Source organism: Deltaproteobacteria bacterium (assembly GCA_035063765.1).
Taxonomy (GTDB): Bacteria; Myxococcota_A; UBA9160; order UBA9160; family PR03; genus CAADGG01.
The window spans coordinates 192,908-213,875 of record JAPSFT010000007.1 but is presented as its reverse complement, the minus strand read 5'-3'; the positions used below and the strand labels follow the sequence as shown (position 1 = coordinate 213,875).

Sequence of the window (20,968 nt, the reverse complement as noted above, 5' to 3'; positions counted from 1 at the left end):
CCGGCCGAGGAGGCCGTCCCGTGGCCGCGCAGCGCGATCCCCTCCGTCCCGGCCCGTTCGCTCCCGAGGCGATCGAGCCCGAGACCGCCGCCCTGAACGCCGCGATCGAGCGGGTGCTCGCCCAGACGACGCCGATCCACCACCAGCGCCCGGCCGAGATCCGCGCCGCGCGCGAGCGCGGCGAGGGCGTCTGGGGTCCCGTCGTGACCGTGCCGCAGGCGAAGACGCGCACGATCCCGGGGCCGGCCGGCGCCGTGCCGGTCCGCGTCATCGCGCCCGACGCGCCGCGCGGCGTCTACCTGCACCTCCACGGCGGCGGCTGGACGCTCGGCGCCCCGCACCACACGGACGTTCCCAACCTGCGGCTCGCCGAGGCGTGCGGGCTCGTGGTGGTGAGCGTCGACTACCGGCTCGCGCCCGAGCATCCCTACCCGGCCGGCCCCGACGACTGCGAGGCAGCGGCGCTCTGGCTGGCCGAGCACGCGCGCCGCGAGTTCGGCTGCGACTGGCTCGCGATCGGCGGCGAGTCCGCGGGCGCGCACCTCGCGGTCGTGACGCTGCTGCGCCTGCGCGACCGCCACGGCTTCCAGGGCGTGCGCGCCGCGAACCTCCTGTTCGGCGCCTACGACCTCTCGCTCACGCCGAGCGTGCGGCGCTGGGGCGAGCGCAACCTGATCCTCTCGACGCCGATCATCGAGTGGTTCACCGACCACTTCGTCGGCCCCGAGCTGCGCCGCCATCCCGACGTGTCGCCGCTCTACGCCGACCTCGCGGGGCTGCCGCCGGCCCTGCTCACGGTCGGCACCCTCGATCCCCTGCTCGACGACTCGCTCTTCCTCGCGGCCCGCTGGCAGGCGGCGGGCAACCGCGCGGAGCTGGACGTCTGGCCCGGCGGGGTGCACGGCTTCCACGCCTTCCCGATCCCGATCGCGGAGCGCTCGAACCGCCGGATCGTCGAGTTCCTCTCGGGAGCGCTCGGCGGCAGCTGCTAGACTGCCGGATCCTTCTCCGAGGTCCCGTGATGTCCGAACCCCCGAGCCCCTCCCGTCCCCTCAACCGCACGAGCCGCCGCATCACCCAGCCGAAGAGCCAGGGCGCCTCGCAGGCGATGCTCTACGCCACCGGTCTCCGCGAGGCCGACATGGACAAGGCGCAGGTGGGGATCGCCTCGGTCTGGTACGAGGGCAACTCCTGCAACATGCACCTGAACGACCTCGGCGCGCTCGTGAAGGAGGGCGTGGTCGCGGCGGGGCTCGTGGGCATGCGCTTCAACACGATCGGGGTCTCCGACGGGATCTCGATGGGCACCGAGGGCATGAGCTACTCGCTGCCCTCGCGTGACCTGATCGCGGACTCGGTCGAGACCGTGATGGGCGCGCAGTGGTACGACGCGCTGGTCGCGATCCCCGGCTGCGACAAGAACATGCCGGGCTGCCTGATCGCGATGGCGCGCCTGAACCGCCCGGCGCTGATGGTCTACGGCGGGACGATCCGGGCCGGGCACGGCCGCGGCGGCGCGCCGCTCGACATCGTCTCGGCGTTCCAGTCGTATGGCGAGTACATCGCCAAGCGTATCGACGAAGACACCCGCTGCGACATCGTGCGCCACGCCTGCCCGGGCGCCGGCGCCTGCGGCGGCATGTACACCGCCAACACGATGGCGAGCGCGATCGAGGCGCTCGGCATGGCGCTGCCCTACAGCAGCTCGGTGCCCGCCGAGGACCCCGGCAAGGCCGAGGAGTGCCGGCGCGCGGGCCTCGCGATCCGGGGCCTGCTCGAGCGCGACCTCAAGCCGCGCGACATCATGACCCGGCCGGCCTTCGAGAACGCGATCGCGATCGTCTCGCTGCTCGGCGGCTCCACCAACGCGGTGCTGCACCTGCTCGCGATGGCGCGAGCGGTCGATGTCCCGCTCTCGCTCGACGACTTCCAGGCCGTCTGCGACCGCGTCCCCTTCCTGGCCGACCTGAAGCCGAGCGGCCGCTACGTGATGGAGGACCTGCACCGGGTGGGCGGCACCCCCGCGGTGCTGAAGCTGCTCCTCGAGCGCGGACTCCTGCACGGCGGGTGCATGACCGTGACCGGCCGCACCCTCGCCGAGAACCTCGCCGATCTCCCCGGGCTCAGCCCGGGCCAGGACGTGGTGCGGCCCTGGGACGACCCGATCAAGCCGACCGGCCACATCACGATCCTGCGCGGGAGCCTCGCGCCCGAGGGCGCCGTCGCGAAGATCACCGGCAAGGAGGGGCTCGCCTTCTCCGGGCCGGCGCGCGTCTTCGACCAGGAGGAGGCGATGCTGGCCGCCGTCGAACGCGGCGAGATCCGCAAGGGCGACGTGGTCGTGATCCGCTACGAGGGCCCGAAGGGCGGCCCCGGTATGCCCGAGATGCTGACGCCGACCTCGGTGATCATGGGCGCGGGCCTCGGCCCGCACGTGGCGCTCATCACCGACGGCCGCTTCTCCGGCGGCTCGCACGGCTTCATCATCGGCCACGTCGTGCCCGAGGCCCAGGAGGGCGGCCCGATCGCGCTCGTCCGCGACGGCGACCGGATCACGATCGACGCCAAGCAGCGCACGATCGACGTCGAGGTGGCGCCGGACGAGCTGGCCCGGCGCCGCGCGGCGTGGACGGCGCCGCCGCTGCCCGCGGCGGCCCGGCGCGGCGTGCTGGCCCGCTACGTCCGCTCGGTGCGCACGGCCTCCGAGGGCTGCGTCACCGACGAGTAGCCGGCCCTGGATCAACGCTCGATCGTGTCGGCTGCCCGGTCGTGCGGTAGCCCACCCAGGCGAGGGCGCACCAGAGGGCGCTGCGAAAGGTCAGCGCGACGACGGTGCGCGTCTCGAAGGCGCCCCCGCGCGCGACGTGGACGCCGAACGCGGCGAAGACGAGGATGGTCGCCGCCGCCAGCCCGAGGGCGAGGCGCGCGCCCCAGCGCCGCCCGAGCCCGAGCCCCACGCCCGCGGCGACGTAGACGAAGCCGGCGAGGAAGGTGAACCAGAGCACGAAGGGCACGTAGTCGCCCGCGTTCGCCACCGCCGCGGGGACGCCGAGGATCACGCGCCCGCCCGCGACCAGCGTGAGGAGCCCGAGGACGACGCCGATCGCACCCGCCACCCCGCGCAGGCTCACGGCGCCGGCCGCCTCCGCGCGACCACCGCGATCGCCCGCAGGACCGTGAAGCCCTCCGCCGGCAGCCACTCGCGCCACTGCGCCGGCATCTTCGCCACCGTGAGCCCGGCCCCGAGCTCGTTCGCCTGCATCGCCACGTCCTCTCCCCGCCGCCGGCCCCTCGCCCCCTCGATCATGGCCTTCGTTCCGGGCGTGCGCCCGTCCGCGGAGCACGGGCGGATCCTCACCGGTGGCGGTGCCGATCCCTTCCCGGCATGCTGTGCCCGCCCCCTTCCCCCCGAAGGAGGTCTCCTTGCTCCGCTCGACCCTGCCGATCGCGCTGGCCACCTGCCTGGCCGGCGTGGGTACCGCTTCCGCCGGGACGATCGAGGTCACCACGCTCCAGATCAACGCTCCGCCGAGCGAGTGCGAGCTCGACGAGGCGATCGAGATGGTGAACGACTTCCCGAACGACGACCGCTTCGGCTGCGAGCGCCAGGGCGGCGGCGACGACCGGATCGTCTTCGACGGCGGTCTCGACGGGACGGTCACGCTGGATGCGCCGCTCCCCGCGATCGAGCGTACCCTCACGATCGACGGCGGCGGCGCCGACCGGATCACGATCGACGGCGCCGCGCTCTACCGGCCGCTCACCGTGAACGCGGGGGTCGCCTTCACGCTCGCGTCGATCACGGTGGCCAACGGGTCGGCGGCCGGCGGCAACGGCGGCGCGCTCCAGCTCCAGGCCGGCGCCGACGTCGTCCTGAGCGACTGCCGGGTCCGCGACAACGCGGCGCAGAATGGGGGCGGCATCGAGGTGGACGCGGCCACCCTGCGGGTCGAGCGCTGCCTGCTCGACGACAACCAGGCCAGCGCGGCGGGCGGCGCCCTGCGCAACGCGGGCGGCGTGGTCGAGCTCGTGAACACGACGCTCTCGGGCAACGGCGCGGCCGACGGCGGCGGGATCGCGGCGGTCGAGGGGGCGAGCCCGGGGACGACGAGCCTGTACAGCGTCACGCTCGCCGACAACGGGGGCGAGAGCGTCTTCGTCGGCGGCGCGGCCGTGCTCGAGGCCCGGCACACGATCTTCGCCGAGCCCTGCAGCGGCGCGCTCACGTCCCTGGACTTCAACCTGGCGAGCGACCTGACCTGCGGGCTCTCCGGCCCGAACGACCTCGAGGGCGCGCCGGCCGGGCTGGCCGCGCTCGCCGCCAACGGCGGGCCGACCGCGACCCACGCCCTCCAGCCGGGCAGCGCCGCGATCGACGCCGGCGACACCGACTGCCGCGACGCGAGCGGCACCGTGCTCGCCACCGACCAGCGCGGCCCGGGCTTCCCGCGCGTCACGAACGGCGACGGCCTGCCGGGCTTCTCTTGCGACCTCGGTGCCTACGAGGCCGCGCCCGAGCCCGCCGGTGCCGCGGCGGCTGCGGTCGCCGCCGCCGCGCTCGCCGCCCTCGCGCGCCGGCGCCGCCGTCGCCTACCCTGACGCGCGCCGCCCGCCGAGGAGAGCGCCGTGTACGAGCAGATCCTGTACGACGTCGACGACCCGGTCGCGACGATCACGCTGAACCGGCCCGCCCAGCTCAACGCCTGGACCAACCGGATGGCGGCCGAGGTGAAGCACGCGCTGGCGGCGGCGGAGGCCGACCCGCGCGTCGTGGTGATCGTGCTGACCGGCGCTGGCCGCGGCTTCTGCGCGGGCGCCGACCTGACCCAGCTCCAGGCGATCACCCGGGGCGACCGCTCGCTGGTCGCGACCACCGACCTCGCCGCCGACCCGGGCGACCCGGCGATCGGCGATTCGTTCCGCGGCACCTACACCTATCTGATGTCGATCCGCAAGCCGGTGGTGGCAGCGATCAACGGGCCCTGCGCCGGCATGGCGGTGCCGATCGCCTGCTGCGCGGACCTGCGCTTCGCGTCCGACACGGCGGTCTTCACGACCGCCTTCTCGCGCCGCGGCCTGGTCGCCGAGTGGGGCCTGGCCTGGCTCCTGCCGCGCCTGGTCGGCCCCGCCCACGCGCTCGACCTGCTCTTCTCCGCGCGCAAGGTCGACGCCGCGGAGGCCGAGCGCATCGGCCTCGTGAACCGCGTGCTCCCGGGCGCCGAGCTCGGCAAGCACGTGCGCGCCTGGGCCGAGGACGTGGCGGCGCACTGCTCGCCGACCTCCCTGCGCATCATGAAGAGCCAGGTCTGGCGCAACCTCACGGACTCGCTCGGCGACGCCGAGCGCGAGTCGGTGCGGCTGATGCTCGAGAGCTTCGAGCGGCCCGACTTCCGGGAGGGCGTCACCTCGTTCCTCGAGAAGCGGCTGCCGAAGTTCGGGCGGATCTAGGGACTCGCGCGCGGCGCCTGCGCCGAGCTTCGGGGCGGCGGGCGCCGCGGTGGTCCAAGCGGGCGCCGGGGCCGCAGGGCGGGCCGGTTTCCGTGCTCGAGACTCGCGCGCGGCTGCCTGCGCCGGGCTTCGGGGCCGCCAACGGCGCTGCGCTCTGCGCGCGGAAACCGGCCCGCCCTGCGGCCCCTCCTTGCGGAGGCGGGCGGGCCCCTCCTTGCGGAGGGGTGGGGCCCTCCTTGCCGAGCCCTGCGGCGGGCGGGTCAGGGGGCTTCGTCGAGGGGAGGTGGGGCGGAGGCGAGGGCGGTGTCGTCGCCGAAGAGGGAGGAGCGGCGGTAGGCGTGGAGCGCCTCGGCGACGAAGACCTTCACGACCGCGGCGACGGGGACGGCGATCAGGAGGCCCAGGAAGCCGAAGAGATCACCGCCGATCAGGAGGGCCACGATGACGGCGGCGGGGTGCAGGCCGACGCTGCTGCCCACGATGCGCGGGGTCAGGACGAAGCCCTCGAGGCTCTGCACCACCAGGTACCAGCCGATCACGGCGAGCAGGTGTCCGTCGATGCCGAACTTGAGCACGCACAGCACCGTCGCCGTCCCGAGGGCGACGATGTTGCCGAGGTAGGGGACCAGCGCCAGCGCGCCCGCCAGCAGCCCGACGCCGATCGCGAGGTCGATCCCGATCAGCGAGAAGCCCGCCGCGTAGAGCACGCCGAGGGTCGCGGCCACCAGCATCTGCCCGCGCAGGAAGCCCGACACCAGGCGGTCGATGGTGCGGACCTTCTCGAACACGGAGTCGCGGTGGCGGGGCGGCACCCCTTCGCCGATGCGCCGCACCACCTCGTCGAACTGGACCAGGAGGTAGTAGGCGAGGATCGGGATCACGAGGAGCCCGACGACGACCCCGACCGTGCCGGTCAGGGTGGCGAGGGTGCCGGTGAGCAGGTCACGCAGGGTGCCGAGCACGGTGAGCTCGGCGCCGCGCAGCTCGCCGAGCAGGCCGTCGAGCGTCCTGGGCAGGTCGATCCCCACGCGCTGCTCGACGGCCGGCACGACCTCGGTGACGAAGCGCTCGAGGTAGGCCGGCATCTGCTCGGTGAGCGCCGAGATCTCCGCCACCACGCGCGGGATCACGAAGAGCAGGAAGCCGAGCACGCCGCCGCCCGCGAGGCCGAGCAGCAGGAAGATCGCGAACGAGCGCCGCACGCGGTGCCGCTCGAACCAGTCGATCAGGGGATCGAGGAGGTAGGCGATCACGAAGGCCGCCGCGAGCGGCGTCAGCGCGGCCTTCAATACCCAGAGCAGGAGGAGCAGCGCGCCGAGGACGCCGGCGGCGACGATGCCCCAGCGCGCGGCGCGGACCACGAACTCGCGGTCGCGGGATCCGTCCGGCAGCGGTGCGGCGCTGGGCAGCTCGGGCATGACCGGAAGGAGCCTACCACGCGCCGCTCGCGTCCCCGACGCGGCCGTGCGATCCTGCCTCCGCCTTGCACCCGATCCTGTTCCACATCGGCAGCTACGAGGTCCCGAGCTACGGCGTCGCGCTCACGATCGCCTTCGCGGTGGGCATCGCGATCGGGCGCCGCCGTGCCCGCGCGCGCGGCATCGACGAAGAGCGCGTGATCGACGCCTGCCTGGTCGCGCTCGCCACCTCGCTGATCGGCGCGCGGCTCCTGTGGGTGGCCACGCACCTCGACGCCTTCGCCGGGCCGGGTGCGAGCTGGCTGGACGCCGTCAACCCCTTCGGCAGCCGGCGCTTCGGCTTCTCGGGGCTGTCGATGATGGGCGGTGTGGTGCTCGCCACCCTCTCGGGCCTCGGCTACCTGGCCTGGCGCGGGCTTCCCCTCCTGCGCACCGCCGACGCCCTCATGCCCTCGGTGCTGCTCGGCGAGGGCATCACCCGGATCGGCTGCTTCCTGAACGGCTGCTGCTACGGGCATCCCTGCGAGGGCTGGTTCTGCCTGGCCTTCCCGCCCGGCAGCGGCGCCCACGCGGCCTTCGCCGGCGTGCCGGTGCACCCGACCCAGCTCTACACCTCCGCGCTCGGCTTCCTGGGCTTCTTCGCGCTCTCGGCGCTGTGGCGCGCGCGGCTCGCCGACGGCGTGGTCTTCTTCGCCTTCCTGGTCTGGATCGGGACCCAGCGCCTGCTCATGGACCTGCTGCGCTTCCACGATCCGGGCACGATCTGGGCCCACCTGGCCGGGATCGGGATCCCGTCGAGCAGCCTGCTCTCGGCGGCGCTGGTGGCGGCGGGCCTCGCGGGTCTGGCCGTGTGCGCCCGGCGCAGTCCCGCCGCAGCCGACGCCGGAACGTGACGGCGCGCGCGGGGCCGTGGTGAGGGTGCTGGTGGTGGGCAACCCGGCGGCCGGCCTCGGCGGCGCGCGCGGCGGCGCCGGCGCCCTGGTCCGTGCGCTCGAGGCCCGCGGCCACGCGGTCGAGGCGCGGGTCACGGCGGCGCGCGGCGACGCCGGGCGCTACGCCGCGGAGGCGGAGGGCAAGGTGGACTGCATCGTCGCGGCCGGCGGCGACGGCACGCTCGCCGAGATCCTGAACGGCCTCGCCGACCCGGGCGCGACCCTGCTCGCGCCGATGCCGCTCGGGACCGCCAACATGCTGGCCCGCGCGCTCGGGGTGCCGGCCGCGCCCGCGGCGCTCGCGGCGCTGATCGAGCGCGGCGCCGCGCGCCGGCTCGACCTCGGCCTGGCCCGCTTCGGCGCCGGCCCGCTGCTGCGCTTCCTGTCGGTGGCCGGCATCGGCTTCGACGCGCAGGTGACCGAGGCGATCGCGCGCACGCGCCGGGGCCGACTCGGCTTCCGCGGCTACGTCGTGCCGATCACGCGCACCCTGCTCGGCTACCGCGCGCCGCAGCTCGCGGTCCGCCTCGACGGGGGCGCGCCGGTCGCCTGCGGCTTCGCGATCGTGGGCCGGCTCTCGAACTACGGCGGCGTCCTGCGCGTGACCCCGGAGGCGGAGCCCGACGACGGCCGCCTGCACGCCTGTCTGTTCCGGCGCGCGAGCGGGCCCGACCTGTTCCGCTTCGTGCTCCCGGCCTTCCGCGGCCGGCTCGGCGCGCGCGACGACGTGCTCTTGCGCCCGGCCGGCGCGCTCGAGGTGACGGCGCCCGCGCCGGTGGCGGTGCAGCTCGACGGCGACTACGCGGGGACGACGCCGGTCGCGCTGGCGCTCGCCGCGCGGGCGGTGCCGGTGCTGGCGTCGCGGGCCAGCAGGGCCGCGGCCTCGGGGTAGAGCTCGGCGAGCGCTGCGTGCACGGCCGCCGCGAGCGGCGGCGCGCAGTCGAGCGCGATCGCGCGGCGCTCCGGCCCGTCGCCCTCCTTGCGCGCGCGCTCGAAGACCCCGCGCAGGCCGCCGCGCTGGGGCCCGAGCGCGCGCTCGGCGACCCCGCGCCAGAGCGCGGGCTGCTCCCGCACCCGGTAGGGCCCGGCCCCGCGCCCGAAGTGCGCGACCGCCAGATAACGCAGAATCGTGTCGGTTGCAAGGCGTTCGAGGAAGGCCAGCGACCACACCGCCCGCGAGGCGGTGTCGCCGCGCAGGAGCTCCATGCCGAGCGCCAGGCCGCGCGCGCCGGCCGCGCCGAGCAGGGCGCCCGCCAGCATGCCGCCCCCCAGCGTGAGCCCACCGTGGGCGACGTCGGCGACGAGGCCCCCGAGCGCGCCGCCGACGAGCCCGCCCAGCATCGGGCTGCGCCAGGGCGCGGCGGCCGATTCGCCGCCGCTCACGTCGGCCAGCTCCACGCGCAGCTCCTCGGCCGCCTCGCCGGCGAGGCCCTGGCCGGCGATCAGCGCGTCGTTGGTCTCGGCCATCGCCTGTTCGAGGCGGCGTGCCAGCGCCCCGGCGGCGCGCTTGCGCTCGGCGGCGCCGAGGGCGCTGCGGGTCACCGGCTCGCCGTCGCAGGCCGCCGCGGCCAGGAGCCCGGCCATGGCGTCGACCGCGTCGCGCAGCGCCGCGCGCTGCTCGCTGCGCCAGCGCGCGAGCAGCGCGTCCAGGAGATCGCGGCGGTCCTCGGCCACCAGCGCGCGCAGCTCCTCGAAGAGCAGCCCCTCCTGGACCCAGCAGCGCGTGAAGGCGTCGAGCGCGAGCGTCCTGCGTACGACGGGGTGAGCGGCGAGGGCCGCCTGCCAGCGCGCCAGGTCGCGGGCGCGCGCCGCCGCGTCGCCCGCGACGCCGGTCTGGTTCAGCAGCACCACGACGGGGCGCCCGATCCAGCCCAGGATCTCGAGCTCGGGCGCGACGTAGCCGGCGGCCTCGGGGTCCTCGCTCGCGTTCACCAGGTAGAGCACGACGTCGGCCTCGTCGCGCACGTGGCGCACCGCCTGCTGCGAGCAGAAGAGCGCGCGGTCGGCGAAGCGGTCCCAGACCTGCGCCACCAGCCAGCCGAGCGGGTTGTCGAGGCCGCGCAGCCGGCCGAGGAGCCGCGCCGAGTCCCCGAAGCCCGGGTTGTCGGCCAGCACCACGCGGTCGCCGCCCTCGGTCTCGAGCAGCACGAAGCGCTCGGTCTCCTCGGTGACGTGGGCCTGGTCGAAGACCTCACCGACCTCGCGGCGCAGGAGGGTCCGCGCGAGCGTGGTCTTGCCGACGTTCGTGTGGGAGACGAGCGAGAGGACGACCGCGCGGGGCTTCACGCCGCCGCTCCGGCGGGGCTTCGGTCCAGCGCCTCGCGGGCGTCGTCGAGCGTGGCGTCGGCGTCGGCCCCGAGCGGGCGCAGCGCGGCGCAGCGCAGGTCGTGCGTCCGTGCGACCCGCTCCCAGGCGCGCCGGCGCTGGCCGATCCGGTCCTGCCCGCCGCCGTCGCCGAGGCGCGCCCGGTAGGGCTCCTCGTCGAGCAGGAGGAGCAGGGCCGGCGGCGGCTCGGCGGCCGACTGCGCCTGGCGCAGCCCCGCCAGGAAGGCGCCGTGGACCTCCTCCTCGGGGGGCTGGGCGAGGTTGAAGACGACGACGCGCGCCTGGGGCGGCGGCGCGCTGCCGGGCGGCGGCGCCTCGGAGCCGTAGTCGAGGGGGGCCCGCACCTCCACCTGCGCGCGGTTGCCGAAGAGCTCGTGCAGCACCTCGAGGAGCGCATCCTGCGAGGCGGCTGCCAGGCGGTGGCTGTAGGGAAGGACCTCGACCCGGACGCCGGCGCCCCGGTCGGGAGCCCGCAGGCGCAGGAAGTAGGGCTCGTCGAGGTTGGGCGCGAGGCGCGCCGCGAGCCGGCGTGCGTGCCGGCCCTCGCGCCACGCGAGCGCCGCGCGCGGCAGCACGATCGCCGCGCCCGCCGTGAGCGCCCACAGGTGGATCCAGGTCGCCGCGGGCCCTTCACCGGGCGCGCGCAGCGCGGCGATCGCGGGCTCGGCGAGCAGCGCGGCGGCGGAGGGCTCGAGCTGCGGGCGGAGCACGTCGAGCAGCGCGGCCGCCGGGCCCAGCACCGCGCCGAGCAGGGCGGCGGCCTGGGGCGCGTCGAGGAAGGTGCTCTCCCAGCTCGCCCGGTACTCGAAGGCGAGCCCGCGCACGTACATGCCCGCGACGATCCCGGCCGCGAAGCCGAGCGCTCCCAGGTGCAGGAGGCGGCGCAGGCGCGCGCCCAGGATCCGGCCCGTGGCGGCGCTCCAGCGCGCGGTGAACCGGCGCAGGGACGCGCCGAGCCAGCGCGCCTCCTCGGGCGCCACGCCCGCGAGGCGGCGCCGGGCGAGCCAGCCGGCCAGACGCGTGACGCCCTTCGCGAGCGCGGCCGCCGGCTCGCGCTCGTGCTGCACCAGGAGTGGGGCCAGCGCGTGGAGCAGGTAGATCGCTCCGTTCCAGAGCAGGAGCCCGAGCAGCGGGAAGGCGAGCAGGTTGATCCGGCGCTCGCCGCCGAGCACGTCGGCCGTGAAGCCCACGGCGAGGGCCCCGAGCAGCACGGGCGCGCCCGGGATCCGCAGCCGCAGCGCCGCGAGCGCTCCGCGCAGCGCCGGATGGCGCCGGGCGAGGGTCTCCGCGAGCCCCCGGGCCCGCCCGGCGACGAAGCGCTGCGCCTCGTCGGGGCGCCCCGCGGCGGCGGCGCGCGCCTCGCGCCCGGCGGCCTCGCGCTCGCGCCGCGCCACGAAGCGCGCCTCGGGATCGCTCTCCTCGCAGGCCTGGACGAGCAGGACGCGGGCGAGCGCCCGCTCGGGATCCTGCTCGTCGTGGCCGTGCGGGGGCGCGCTCGGGGGCACGCGCCGCAGGGTAGCGGCCGGCCCGCCCCGCGGGTGTCCCCCGCGTCTAGCCTTCCGCGCCGGTCAGCTCGCGGCGCGCATCGTCGAAGCCCGCGTCGAGGGCTGCGACGGCCGCCGTCAGGTTCTTGCGCAGGATCCGGACGCGCTCCTGGATCTTCTCGACGCCGCCCGCGATCGTGCCGGCGCTCGTCTCGATCACCGTGATCCCCTCGAGCTGCTTCTCGACGTCGCGGATCGCGCGCTCGACGGCCTCGAAGTCCACCTGCGTGGTGCGTGCGCCCCGCGCGCGGGTCGCGAGGGCGCGGGCGACCGCGAGCGCCGCCTCGATCCGCACGTCGCTCGCCGGGTCGTCGAGATCCCAGACGACGAACACGTCCTCGCCCGTCGCGTGGAAGAGCGGGAACCCCTCGGGCGCGCTGCGCGCCGAGTGCACGAACACGCCCGCCGACGCGCTGCGGTTGCGGCGCGCCTCGTCGACCTCCGCACGCGCCTTCGCGAAGGTGCAGCTCGCGTCCTCCTTGGCCTCGACGACGACGCGCGCGCCGGCCGCCCGGTGCTCGGGCCCGAGCTCGACGACCGCGTCGCCGACCTTGCAGTGCTTGATCGAGCCGGTCGTCGCGCCGACCGCCTGGAACACGTCTCCCTGCGCGAGGGCCCGCTGCTCGAGCCAGCGCAGGAGGCCCTCCTCGAAGGCGGTGCCGTGGGCGGTCGTGCGCGCGTCGCGCTCGCGCGCGGTCGTGAGCTTCGCGAGCTCCACCTCGAGCCGCGTCTGCATCTCCCCGACCTGGCCGGCCATCTTCTCGGCGATCGCCAGCCATTCGCGGCGCAGGCGCGCCAGCGCCGAGGTCTCCGAGTCGAGCGTGAACTCGGCGTTGATCTGCTGCTGCGCGCGCTCGACGCGCTGGACCAGGCGCGAGAGCGCGGAGTCGTCGGCGTCGAGCGAGAACTCCTTCACGACGGCGTCGATGCGCAGCGAGAGCGCCTCGGAGAGCCGGCCGTGGCTCTGGGTCAGCTCGCCCACCAGGCGGGCCAGGGCCCCCTCGCGGTTGTCGAGCGAGAACTCGCCGAGGATCGCCTGGCGCTGGGCGCCGAGCGCGTCGTCGACCAGCCGCGTGAGGCCGGCGACGAGCCCCTCGGCGTTGGTGGGGTCGAGCGTGCGCAGGAGCGCGCTGCCCTCGCCGACGTGCTGCGCGAGCGTGCGCGCCAGCGCCGAGTCCGAGCCCGCCACCTGCCCGCGGATCACGGTCGCGAGCTCGCCGTCGTCCTGGACGAGCCGGCGCACGCGCTCCTCGAAGCGCCCGCCCTCGGGGTCGAAGTACTCGCGCAGGGCGCGGCCGAGCTGCTCCTGGAGCTGGCTGCGGTGGGCGTCGAGCCCGCCGCGCAGCTCCGCGAGCAGCCGCTCCACCTCACCGCGCACGGCCTGCGCGTCCACCTGTCCCCTCGCCGAGCGCAGCGCGATCCAGCCGATCCGCAGCGCCGCGAGCGCCAGCGCCTCGCGCTCGCGCGGATCGGCGATGGCCTCGAGCTCCAGGACCAGCTCCGGGTCGCGCACGTGGAGCAGGAGCGGCAGGGCCTCGTCGGCCTCGGCCGGGCCGGTGTCGGCGAGAGCGGACTCGAGGGTCGGGTCGAACATCGGAGACCTCCTCGCGGCAGCGGCGACGCCCGAGTCTCGACCGGGGCCGTGACGGAAGCGGTCACGACCGGCCGGGCGCGCGTCGGGAGGAGGAGGGGGCGGCGGCCACTCTAGCATCTGCCGGGCAGGTTAGACTCGGAGGCCCGCTCCCGACCGAGGAGGGACCCCGTGTCCGACGCCCCCCGCCCGCTCCGCTGGGAGACGCTCACCAAGCGCCAGTTCGACCGCATCGACCGCGCGCGGGCGGTCGTGATGGTCACCTGCTCGCCGCTCGAGGTGCACGGGCCGCACCTGCCGCTCGGCGCCGACCTGCTCGAGGGCGAGGGGCTCGCCGAGCGCGCGCTGCGCTTCCTGCCCGAGCCGCACCGGGGGCGTCCCTTCCTGAAGCTGCCCTTCGTGTACGCCGCCTGTGACGGCGTGCCCCAGCCCGGCACGCTCGCCTTCCGCCCCTCGACGACGATCGCGGTGCTCGAGGACCTGGGCCGCTCGCTGGCGGCGCAGGGCTTCCGCGACGTGATGGTCTCGAACTTCCACGGCAGCCCGCGCCACTTCCTCGCGATCGAGACCGCCTGCGACCGCGTGAGCCGCGCGCGCGGGATCCGCATGGTCTCGGTGTTCTCGATGATGCTCTCGCGCCTGAACGACGGCGGCTCGGAGCTCGGCGAGGTGCTCGGCCACCTGCCGGGCGTGCGCAAGGCCGACCTCGAGGGCGACACCCACGGCGGCCTGGTCGAGACCGCGCAGCTCCTCGCACTGCACCCGGAGTGGGTGGACCCCGACTACAAGGGCCTGCCGCGGCGCACGGTGGACCTGTGGCTCGAGGAGCGCGGCGAGGCGAAGCCGAGGGCGCCGCGCGGGAAGCTGGCCGCCGTGCCGGAGATGCTCGCGGCCTTCCGGGCGGCGCTGCGCTTCTTCGCCGAGGAGACCTACTCGGGAGCGCCCGCCGGCGCCTCCCCCGAGCTCGGCGAGGCGATCCTCGACACGCTCGCGCGGCACACCGCGGAGGCCGTCGTCGAGCTCTGGGAGGGGCGGCTTCCGGCGGCACAGTGGCACTCGCCGCTCTGGAAGCTGCGCGCGCTCTTCGTGCACCCCGCCGCGGTGCGCCTCTTCGACGCGCTGCTCGGTGTCCCGAACCCGGCGCGAGGCTGAGATGCCCCGCTACGCCTACGAGCGCCTGAGCGCCCTCGACAACTCCTTCCTGCTGCTCGAGGGCCCCGACGCCTACATGCACGTCGCCTCGACGATGGTCTTCGACCTGGGGCCGCTGCGCCGCGAGGACGGCGGCGTCGACGCCGAGGCGGTGAAGGCGCTCGTCGCGAGCGCCCTGCACCGCATTCCCCGCTACCGCCAGAAGCTCGCCTGGATCCCGCTCGAGCACCACCCGGTCTGGGTCGACGACGACCGCTTCCACCTCGACTACCACGTGCGCCACACCGCGCTCCCGCGGCCGGGCAGCGACGAGCAGCTCGAGCGCCTGTCCGCGCGCATCATGGGCCAGCACCTCGACCGCAGCCGGCCGCTGTGGGAGATGTGGGTCGTCGAGGGGCTCGACAAGGACCGTTTCGCCCTGGTCTCGAAGGTCCACCACTGCATGGTGGACGGCATCTCCGGCGTGGACCTGATGCAGGTGCTGATGAGCCCGCTGCCCGAGCCCATTCCCGGCGACGACGAGGCGCCGCGCTTCCTGCCGCGGCCGGTGCCCTCGCCGCTCGAGCTCCTGCGCCACGAGGTCGAGCGCTTCCTGCGGCTTCCCTTCCAGGCGCTGCGCGACGTGCGCGGCTTCGTGCGCGAGGCCGACGACGCCCGCCGCGAGGTGCTCCTGCGGCTGCGCGCGGCGGCGGAGACCGTCGGGACGAGCCTGCGCGCGGCGTCGCCGACGCCCTTCAACCGCCCGATCGGCCCGCATCGCCGCTTCGCGTGGATGAGCACCGACCTGGCCGAGCTGAAGGGCGTGCGCCGTGCCCTCGGCGGCTCGCTGAACGACGTCGTGCTCACGGTCGTGACGGGCGCCGTGCAGCGCTTCCTCGAGCGGCGCGGCGTGCGCGCCCGCGACCTCGACTTCCGCGTGATGGCGCCGGTCTCGGTGCGGGCTTCGGACGAGAGCGGGGAGCTCGGCAACCGGGTGTCGGCCTGGCTGATCCGCCTGCCCCTCGACACCGACGACCCGCGCGAGCAGCTCCGCCGCATCCACGAGCGCACGGCGGAGCTGAAGGAGTCGCGCAGCGCCGTCGGTGCGGAGATCCTGACCCGGGTGGCGGAGTGGACGCCCTCCAACCTGCTCGCGCTCGGCGCGCGCAACGTGACCCGGCTGCTGCCCTTCAACCTGGTCGTGACCAACGTGCCCGGACCGCAGGTTCCGATGTACCTGGCCGGGGCCCGGATGCTCGAGGTCTATCCCCACGTGCCGCTCGCCGCGAACCTCGGGCTCGGGATCGCGCTCCTGTCCTACGACGGCCGCATCCACTGGGGCTTCAACGCCGACTACGACCTGCTCCCGGACCTCGGCGACTTCGTGGCCGACCTCCGCTCGGCGCTGGCGGAGCTCCTGCGTTCCGCGCGGCCCGCGGAGCTCCGCTGATCGCGCCCTGGCCAGCACACGGGGATGAGCCGCCGGGCGATCGCACGCGGGCGGCGCCGGCCCGGGCGCCGCGCCGCGCTCGGGCTGGTGCTCGCGCTCCTGGCCGCGAGCGTGGCGCCGATCGCCGTCCTGCGCGTGGTGCCGCCGCTCACGAGCTCGTTCATGGTGCAGCGCGCGCTCGGCCTCGGCGACGGCGGCCGCTGCCGGCGCATCGAGTACGACTGGGTCGGCTGGGAGGCGATCTCGCGCCACGCGAAGCTCGCCGTGCTCGCGAGCGAGGACCAGCGCTTCCCGACCCACGGCGGCTTCGACCTCGCGGAGATCCGCGACGCCGTGAGCGAGCGGCTCGCGGGCAGCCGCGCGCGCGGGGCCAGCACGATCACCCAGCAGGTGGCGAAGAACCTCTTCCTGTGGCCCGCGCCGAGCTTCGCGCGCAAGGGGCTCGAGGCCTGGCTCACGCTCTGGATCGAGGCGCTGTGGCCGAAGCGCCGGATCCTGGAGGTGTACCTGAACATCGCGCAGATGGGCCCCTGCAGCTTCGGCGTCGAGGCCGCGGCGCAGCGCTTCTTCGCGCGCCCCGCGGCGCGCCTCTCGCGTTCGCAGGCCGCGCGGCTGGCCGCCGTGCTGCCCGACCCCGCGCACCGACGGGTCGAGGCGCCGACGCCCGGCCTGCGCGCGCGCGCGGCGCAGATCGAGCGCCAGATGCGCGCCCTCGGCCCCGCGGCCGTGCGTGCGGTCGAACGCTGAGGCCCGCGGGCGGCGGCCGCCGGAGGAGGCGCCTACCCTGGCCGCGATGTCGGGCGACCCGAGACACCCGTTCCGCTTCGGCGTGCAGATCGCGGACTTCCCCGGCGCCGACTGGGTGGCGCGCGTGCGCCGGCTCGAGGCGCTCGGCTACGCGACCGTCTTCTGCCCCGACCACTTCTCGCCCCAGATGGACCCGACCGCCTTCGTGGCGGCGGCCGCCGCGGTCACGACCCGGCTGCGGGTGGGCACGCTCGTCTACGACGTCGACTACCGGCATCCGGTCGTGTACGCGAAGCAGGCGGCCACGATCGAGCGCCTCTCCGGCGGCCGCCACGAGTTCGGGATCGGCGCGGGCTGGATGGAGACGGACTACCGGCAGGCCGGGATCCCCTACGAGCGCCCCGGCGTGCGCATCGAGCGGCTTGCCGAGGCGCTCGCGATCTGCGAGGGGATGTGGGCCGCACCCGAGGAGGGCTTCTCCTTCGAAGGCCGACACTTCCGCGTGAAGGACGTGCCGCGCGCGATCGACCAGCCGGTGCGGCCGAAGCTCCTGATCGGCGGCGGCGGCAGGCGGCTGCTCTCGCTGGCGGGCCGGCACGCCGACGTGGTCGGGATCAACCCCCGGCTCGAGGAGGGGCGGGTCAGCGCCGCGACGCCGGCGGACCTGGCGCCCGAACGGGTGCGCGAGAAGGTGGCCTGGGTGCGCGAGGCGGCGGCCCGGGCGGGCCGCGACCCGGCGGCGATCGAGCTCCAGTCGCTGGTCTTCGTCACCGCGATCACGGACACGCCCGCCGGCCTGCGCGAGATGCTGGCGCGCTCGAGCGGGATGAGCGTCGCGCAGGTGGCCGGCTGCCCGCTGTTCCTGACCGGACCGGCGAGCGAGATCCGCGACCGCCTCGAGGCGCGCCGCGACGAGACCGGGATCAGCTACGTCGTGATCCAGGGCCGCGATCCGGCGGTCGTCGAGCGCTTCGCGGCGGAGGTGGTGGCGCCGCTCGCCGGACGCTGAGCCTCAGAACTCCCCGAGCGGGCGCGCCAGCGCCGAGAGGGTCTGGTCGAAGAGCGCGTGGGCGGCGTCGTCGGTGGTGAGGGTCGGCGCGGTGATGGGCAGGGTCGCGACGAAGGCCACGGCGCCGGCCGCGAGGCCCACCACCATCGCCGGGCGCACCAGCACGAGGTCGGCGGCGACCGCCGGGACGCGCACCCAGCCGTCCGGATAGGCCGCGGGCTCCTCGGGGCCGGTCGGGTAGAGGTAGGGCTCGCGCGCGCTGGCGCCGTCGGGCGCGACCGCGCGGGCCGGCGTCGCGCCGAGCCCGAGCAGGAGGGCCACCCCGAGCGCGATCCGCGAGCGGGCCCCGGAGAGCCGGGAGATGGTGCCGATCATGAGGACCCCTCCTGCGCGACGCGCGGAGTCTATGCCGCCGCGCACGCGGCGTCAGCCGGGAAGGAGCTTGACCACCAACCGGTTGGTCGGGTACAAAGAGCCTGCGCCGCCCGATCCCGGAGGCCTCCGCCCCATGGCCCTGCTCGCCTCGACCCGCGTCCTGGCCCGCGTCGTCCGCCGCGCGGTCTCGAACTCGCTCCACGCCCGCGTCGGGCGCTTCCGGGACTGGCCGAACGACGCCCTGCTCATCGACGAGCCCCTGGCGCTCGCCGAGCAGCAGACCGACCGGCTGCGGCGCATCTACGCCAACGCCCAGCGCGACGCCTGGGACGGCCCCGCGCTCTTCCGCGAGGCCATGGCGAGGCACGGCGGGATCCAGCTCGCGCGCGAGCAGCGCGAGGCCCTGGCCCACCCGATCTCGATGCTGATGTGGGGCGAGCTGGCGGCCTGGATCGTGGCCGCCGAGCTGGCGACGCGGCTCGAGGAGCCCGACGCGCGGCTCGCCGCCTCCGCCCAGGTCTTCGATGAGGCCCGGCACTTCTACGTGCTGCGCGACTACCTGGCCGCGCTGCACGTGCCCGTGCCGAAGCTCGACCCCTACTTCGCGATCGCGGCGCGGCGCCTGCTCGCGACCCGGGACCTGACGGTCAAGCTCTTCGCGATGCAGATCCTGGCCGAGGGCACGGCGATGGTGATCTTCCGCTTCCTGGCCGACGCGAAGATCGAGCCCGTGCTGACGGAGCTCCTGCCCTACATCGAGAAGGACGAGGCGCGCCACGTGGGCCTCGGCGTGCTCTACCTGCCCGAGCGCCTGCGCGGGCGGCCGGTGAAGGAGCTGCTGCGGATCCGCGACCTCACCTACGGGATCGGCGACCTGTTCGGGGCCACCCAGATCCGCTTCGCGAAGCACTACGCGGCGCTCGGCGCCGACCCGCGCGACCTGATCCGCAGCGCCGACAAGATGCTCCACGAGCTCTCGCAGAAGATCGGGCCGATCCCGGGCACCGAGCTCGAGTTCTTCCCGACCAACCCGACCAAGGCGCCGGACTACGAGAAGAACCTCGACCTCGTGCTGCCCCGGCCCGGCCAGGAGGGACGTCTGCTCGGGCGCGTGCTGCGCGGCGTGATCGAGTTCGGGGCCCGGCGCCTGCCGGCGTGAGGAGCGCGACGGCCGAGATCGAGAGCCCCCGGCAGCGCATCCTCGAGGCCGCCCTCGAGCTCCTGGCCGAGCACGGCTACGAGGGCACGAGCCTGCAGCAGGTGGCGGACCTGGTGGGCCTCCACAAGAGCTCCCTCTTCCACCACTTCCGGAGCAAGGAGGAGCTCGCGCGCGAGGTCCATCGCGGGCTCGCCGAGCGGCTGCTCGCGCGCCTCGAGCCGCTCCTCGCCGAGGAGCCGCCGCGCTTCGAGTCGCTGCTCGGGGCGCTCGAGGCGAGCGCCGACCACTTCGCGGCCGAGCCCGCCTCGGCGCGGCTCCTGATGCGGCTCCTGGTGACGACGCGCCAGACCGAGGGGGGCCTGCGCGATCCCTTCGTGGCCGCGCCCGGCGAGGTGGACGCGATCGACCGCGTGCTCGCGCTGGTGGGCGCCTGGCTGGCCCGCGCGCGCGCGGCCGGCGTGATCCGCTACGTCCCGGTGCGACACACCGTCCTGAACCTGATGGGGCTCGTGCTCCTCTACCCGGCCGTCTTCCACCACGTTCCGGCCGCCGCCCTGCGCGGCGACCCGCGCGCGCCCGAGGTGCTGGCCTCGCGCAAGCGCGAGCTGCGCGCGTTCCTGGAGGGCGCGCTCGCGCCCTGACGGCGCCGCGCGCGCCGGCTCTCAGGAATCCGCGGCGAAGGCGAGGGGCAGCCGGATCTCGAAGCAGGCGCCGCCGCCCTCCGCCTTGGCCACCGAGATCGTGCCGTCGAGGTCCTCGACGACCTTGCGCACGACCGCCAGCCCGAGCCCGCAGCCGGCGGGCTTGCCGAAGGTCGCGAAGGGCTCGAAGAGGCGGCCGGCGATCTCGGCGGCGATGCCGGGGCCGCTGTCGGTGAGGGTCAGGACGGCGTGGTCGCCGTCCCGGACGCTGCGCACGAGCAGGCGGCCGCCTTCGGGCATCGCCTCGAAGGCGTTGCGCGCGAGGTTGTGGAGGGCGCGCCGCAGGGCCTGCTCGTCGATCGCGACCAGCACGTCCGCGTGCAGGTCGAGCTCGATCTCGACGCCCTGGAGCGAGGCCTCGTGGGAGAGGGCGGCCAGCGCGGTCGCGACGGCGTCGTCGATCAGCTCCCGGCGGAGGACCCCGGGCAGCTCGCTCGCGCGCGCGATCTCGAGCAGCTCGCTGCACATCCGCTCGAGGCGGGCCGCCTCGTCGAGCACCTCGCGCCCGAGCTCGCCGAGCGCCGGGGCGGCGCGCTCGGTGCCCTCGCGGCGTACCTCCTCGCCCGCGGAGCGGATCGCCGCCAGCGGGCCGCGCAGGTCGTGCACGATCATCGCGCCCATCCGGCCGATCGCGGCCAGCCGCTCGCTCCCCACCAGCTTGTCCTGGGCCCGCTGCAGCGACTCGAGCGCCTCGCCGAGCTGCGCGTTCTGTTCGCTCACCACCGCGAGCAGGCGCTGGTTCTCGCGCGCGAGCCCGACGCGCTGGAGCACGGCGGCCACCGTGGCCATCAGGTCCGGCGTCGAGCAGGGCTTGTGCAGGTAGGCGTGCACGCGGCCGCGGTTGATCGCCTCGACCGAGGTCTCGAGGTCCGTGTAGCCCGTCAGCAGGATGCGCCCGACGTTCTCGTCGCTCTCCGCGATCCGGCTCAGGAGCTCGACCCCGGTCGAGCCCGGCATGCGCTGGTCGGAGATCACCAGGTCGAAGCGCGCTCCGCTGTGCAGCGCCTGCGCGGCGTCGGCCGAGGACGCCGTCACGACCTCGCCCACGCGGCGCAGCGAGCGCACCAGCAACTCGAGCGCACGCGGCTCGTCGTCCACCACGAGGATGCGCGGTCGCGAGGCCAGCATCACGCGACTG

Annotated in this window: 20 protein-coding genes; 12 read left to right on the top strand and 8 right to left on the bottom strand. The window is 75.4% G+C overall.

The features are described 5' to 3' along the window. Positions 1-20 precede the first annotated feature (20 nt). Together OZ948_07370 and ilvD are read left to right on the top strand one after the other, a co-directional pair. Entirely contained in the window at positions 21-992 is a 972-nt protein-coding gene (locus tag OZ948_07370) for an alpha/beta hydrolase (protein MEB2344541.1), read from the top strand. Positions 993-1,021: 29 nt separating this feature from the next. Continuing rightward, the gene (gene ilvD, locus OZ948_07365) at positions 1,022-2,728 is read left to right on the top strand and encodes a dihydroxy-acid dehydratase (protein ID MEB2344540.1); all 1,707 of its coding nucleotides are present in this window, start codon (positions 1,022-1,024) and stop codon (positions 2,726-2,728) included. Here the strand turns inward: ilvD and OZ948_07360 are convergent. Both OZ948_07360 and OZ948_07355 read right to left on the bottom strand, forming a co-directional pair. Next, positions 2,715-3,131 carry a hypothetical protein gene (locus tag OZ948_07360; GenBank protein ID MEB2344539.1) on the bottom strand — a complete coding sequence of 139 codons (417 nt, stop codon included), beginning with the start codon at positions 3,129-3,131 and terminating at the stop codon, positions 2,715-2,717. The two genes, ilvD and OZ948_07360, sit on opposite strands and share 14 nt — an antisense overlap. Next, positions 3,128-3,262, bottom strand: a complete 135-nt coding sequence (locus OZ948_07355) for a hypothetical protein (GenBank protein MEB2344538.1) — start codon at positions 3,260-3,262, stop codon at positions 3,128-3,130. Before OZ948_07355 ends, OZ948_07360 begins: the two co-directional genes overlap by 4 nt. A gap of 161 nt (positions 3,263-3,423) precedes the next feature. On the opposite strand from OZ948_07355, the gene OZ948_07350 reads away from it, so the two are divergent. Continuing rightward, positions 3,424-4,599 carry a right-handed parallel beta-helix repeat-containing protein gene (locus tag OZ948_07350; protein ID MEB2344537.1) on the top strand — a complete coding sequence of 392 codons (1,176 nt, stop codon included), beginning with the start codon at positions 3,424-3,426 and terminating at the stop codon, positions 4,597-4,599. A 27-nt stretch (positions 4,600-4,626) separates the two neighbouring features. After that, a complete protein-coding gene (locus OZ948_07345) occupies positions 4,627-5,448 on the top strand; it encodes an enoyl-CoA hydratase (GenBank protein ID MEB2344536.1) in 822 nt (273 codons plus the stop codon). A 260-nt stretch (positions 5,449-5,708) separates the two neighbouring features. On the opposite strand, the gene OZ948_07340 is transcribed toward OZ948_07345, so the two are convergent. Beyond that, entirely contained in the window at positions 5,709-6,866 is a 1,158-nt protein-coding gene (locus OZ948_07340) for an AI-2E family transporter (protein ID MEB2344535.1), read from the bottom strand. Positions 6,867-6,931: 65 nt separating this feature from the next. Between OZ948_07340 and OZ948_07335 the strand changes: the two genes are divergently transcribed. Further along, on the top strand, positions 6,932-7,759 hold the full coding sequence (locus OZ948_07335; GenBank protein ID MEB2344534.1) for a prolipoprotein diacylglyceryl transferase: 828 nt from the start codon (positions 6,932-6,934) through the stop codon (positions 7,757-7,759). Positions 7,760-7,778: 19 nt separating this feature from the next. Continuing rightward, a complete protein-coding gene (locus tag OZ948_07330) occupies positions 7,779-8,690 on the top strand; it encodes a diacylglycerol kinase family protein (protein ID MEB2344533.1) in 912 nt (303 codons plus the stop codon). Here the strand turns inward: OZ948_07330 and OZ948_07325 are convergent. The 3 genes from OZ948_07325 to OZ948_07315 are packed head-to-tail and all read right to left on the bottom strand — an operon-like array spanning position 8,597 to position 13,261. Further along, complete coding sequence (locus OZ948_07325) at positions 8,597-10,084, bottom strand: GTPase domain-containing protein (GenBank protein MEB2344532.1); 1,488 nt, start codon at positions 10,082-10,084, stop codon at positions 8,597-8,599. The two genes, OZ948_07330 and OZ948_07325, sit on opposite strands and share 94 nt — an antisense overlap. Further along, positions 10,081-11,628: a hypothetical protein gene (locus OZ948_07320; protein ID MEB2344531.1), complete on the bottom strand. Its 1,548-nt coding sequence runs from the start codon at positions 11,626-11,628 to the stop codon at positions 10,081-10,083. The genes OZ948_07325 and OZ948_07320 overlap by 4 nt, the downstream gene beginning before the upstream one ends. A gap of 46 nt (positions 11,629-11,674) precedes the next feature. Further along, positions 11,675-13,261, bottom strand: coding sequence for a hypothetical protein (locus OZ948_07315; protein MEB2344530.1), 1,587 nt, complete (start codon positions 13,259-13,261; stop codon positions 11,675-11,677). Positions 13,262-13,429: 168 nt separating this feature from the next. On the opposite strand from OZ948_07315, the gene OZ948_07310 reads away from it, so the two are divergent. The 4 genes from OZ948_07310 to OZ948_07295 are packed head-to-tail and all read left to right on the top strand — an operon-like array spanning position 13,430 to position 17,595. Then, complete coding sequence (locus OZ948_07310; GenBank protein MEB2344529.1) at positions 13,430-14,410, top strand: creatininase family protein; 981 nt, start codon at positions 13,430-13,432, stop codon at positions 14,408-14,410. Between the two features lies 1 nt (position 14,411). Next, a complete protein-coding gene (locus tag OZ948_07305) occupies positions 14,412-15,839 on the top strand; it encodes a wax ester/triacylglycerol synthase family O-acyltransferase (protein MEB2344528.1) in 1,428 nt (475 codons plus the stop codon). A 24-nt stretch (positions 15,840-15,863) separates the two neighbouring features. Continuing rightward, complete coding sequence (gene mtgA, locus OZ948_07300; GenBank protein MEB2344527.1) at positions 15,864-16,586, top strand: monofunctional biosynthetic peptidoglycan transglycosylase; 723 nt, start codon at positions 15,864-15,866, stop codon at positions 16,584-16,586. Between the two features lie 46 nt (positions 16,587-16,632). Beyond that, positions 16,633-17,595, top strand: a complete 963-nt coding sequence (locus tag OZ948_07295) for a TIGR03621 family F420-dependent LLM class oxidoreductase (protein MEB2344526.1) — start codon at positions 16,633-16,635, stop codon at positions 17,593-17,595. A 3-nt stretch (positions 17,596-17,598) separates the two neighbouring features. Here the strand turns inward: OZ948_07295 and OZ948_07290 are convergent, their stop codons facing one another. Next, on the bottom strand, positions 17,599-17,970 hold the full coding sequence (locus OZ948_07290) for a hypothetical protein (protein ID MEB2344525.1): 372 nt from the start codon (positions 17,968-17,970) through the stop codon (positions 17,599-17,601). Positions 17,971-18,103: 133 nt separating this feature from the next. Here OZ948_07290 and OZ948_07285 point away from each other — a divergent pair, with 133 nt between their 5' ends. Further along, on the top strand, positions 18,104-19,129 hold the full coding sequence (locus OZ948_07285) for a ferritin-like domain-containing protein (protein MEB2344524.1): 1,026 nt from the start codon (positions 18,104-18,106) through the stop codon (positions 19,127-19,129). Continuing rightward, complete coding sequence (locus OZ948_07280) at positions 19,126-19,770, top strand: TetR/AcrR family transcriptional regulator (GenBank protein MEB2344523.1); 645 nt, start codon at positions 19,126-19,128, stop codon at positions 19,768-19,770. The genes OZ948_07285 and OZ948_07280 overlap by 4 nt, the downstream gene beginning before the upstream one ends. A gap of 21 nt (positions 19,771-19,791) precedes the next feature. Here the strand turns inward: OZ948_07280 and OZ948_07275 are convergent, their stop codons facing one another. Then, the gene (locus tag OZ948_07275) at positions 19,792-20,958 is read right to left on the bottom strand and encodes a response regulator (GenBank protein ID MEB2344522.1); all 1,167 of its coding nucleotides are present in this window, start codon (positions 20,956-20,958) and stop codon (positions 19,792-19,794) included. Positions 20,959-20,968 lie beyond the last annotated feature (10 nt).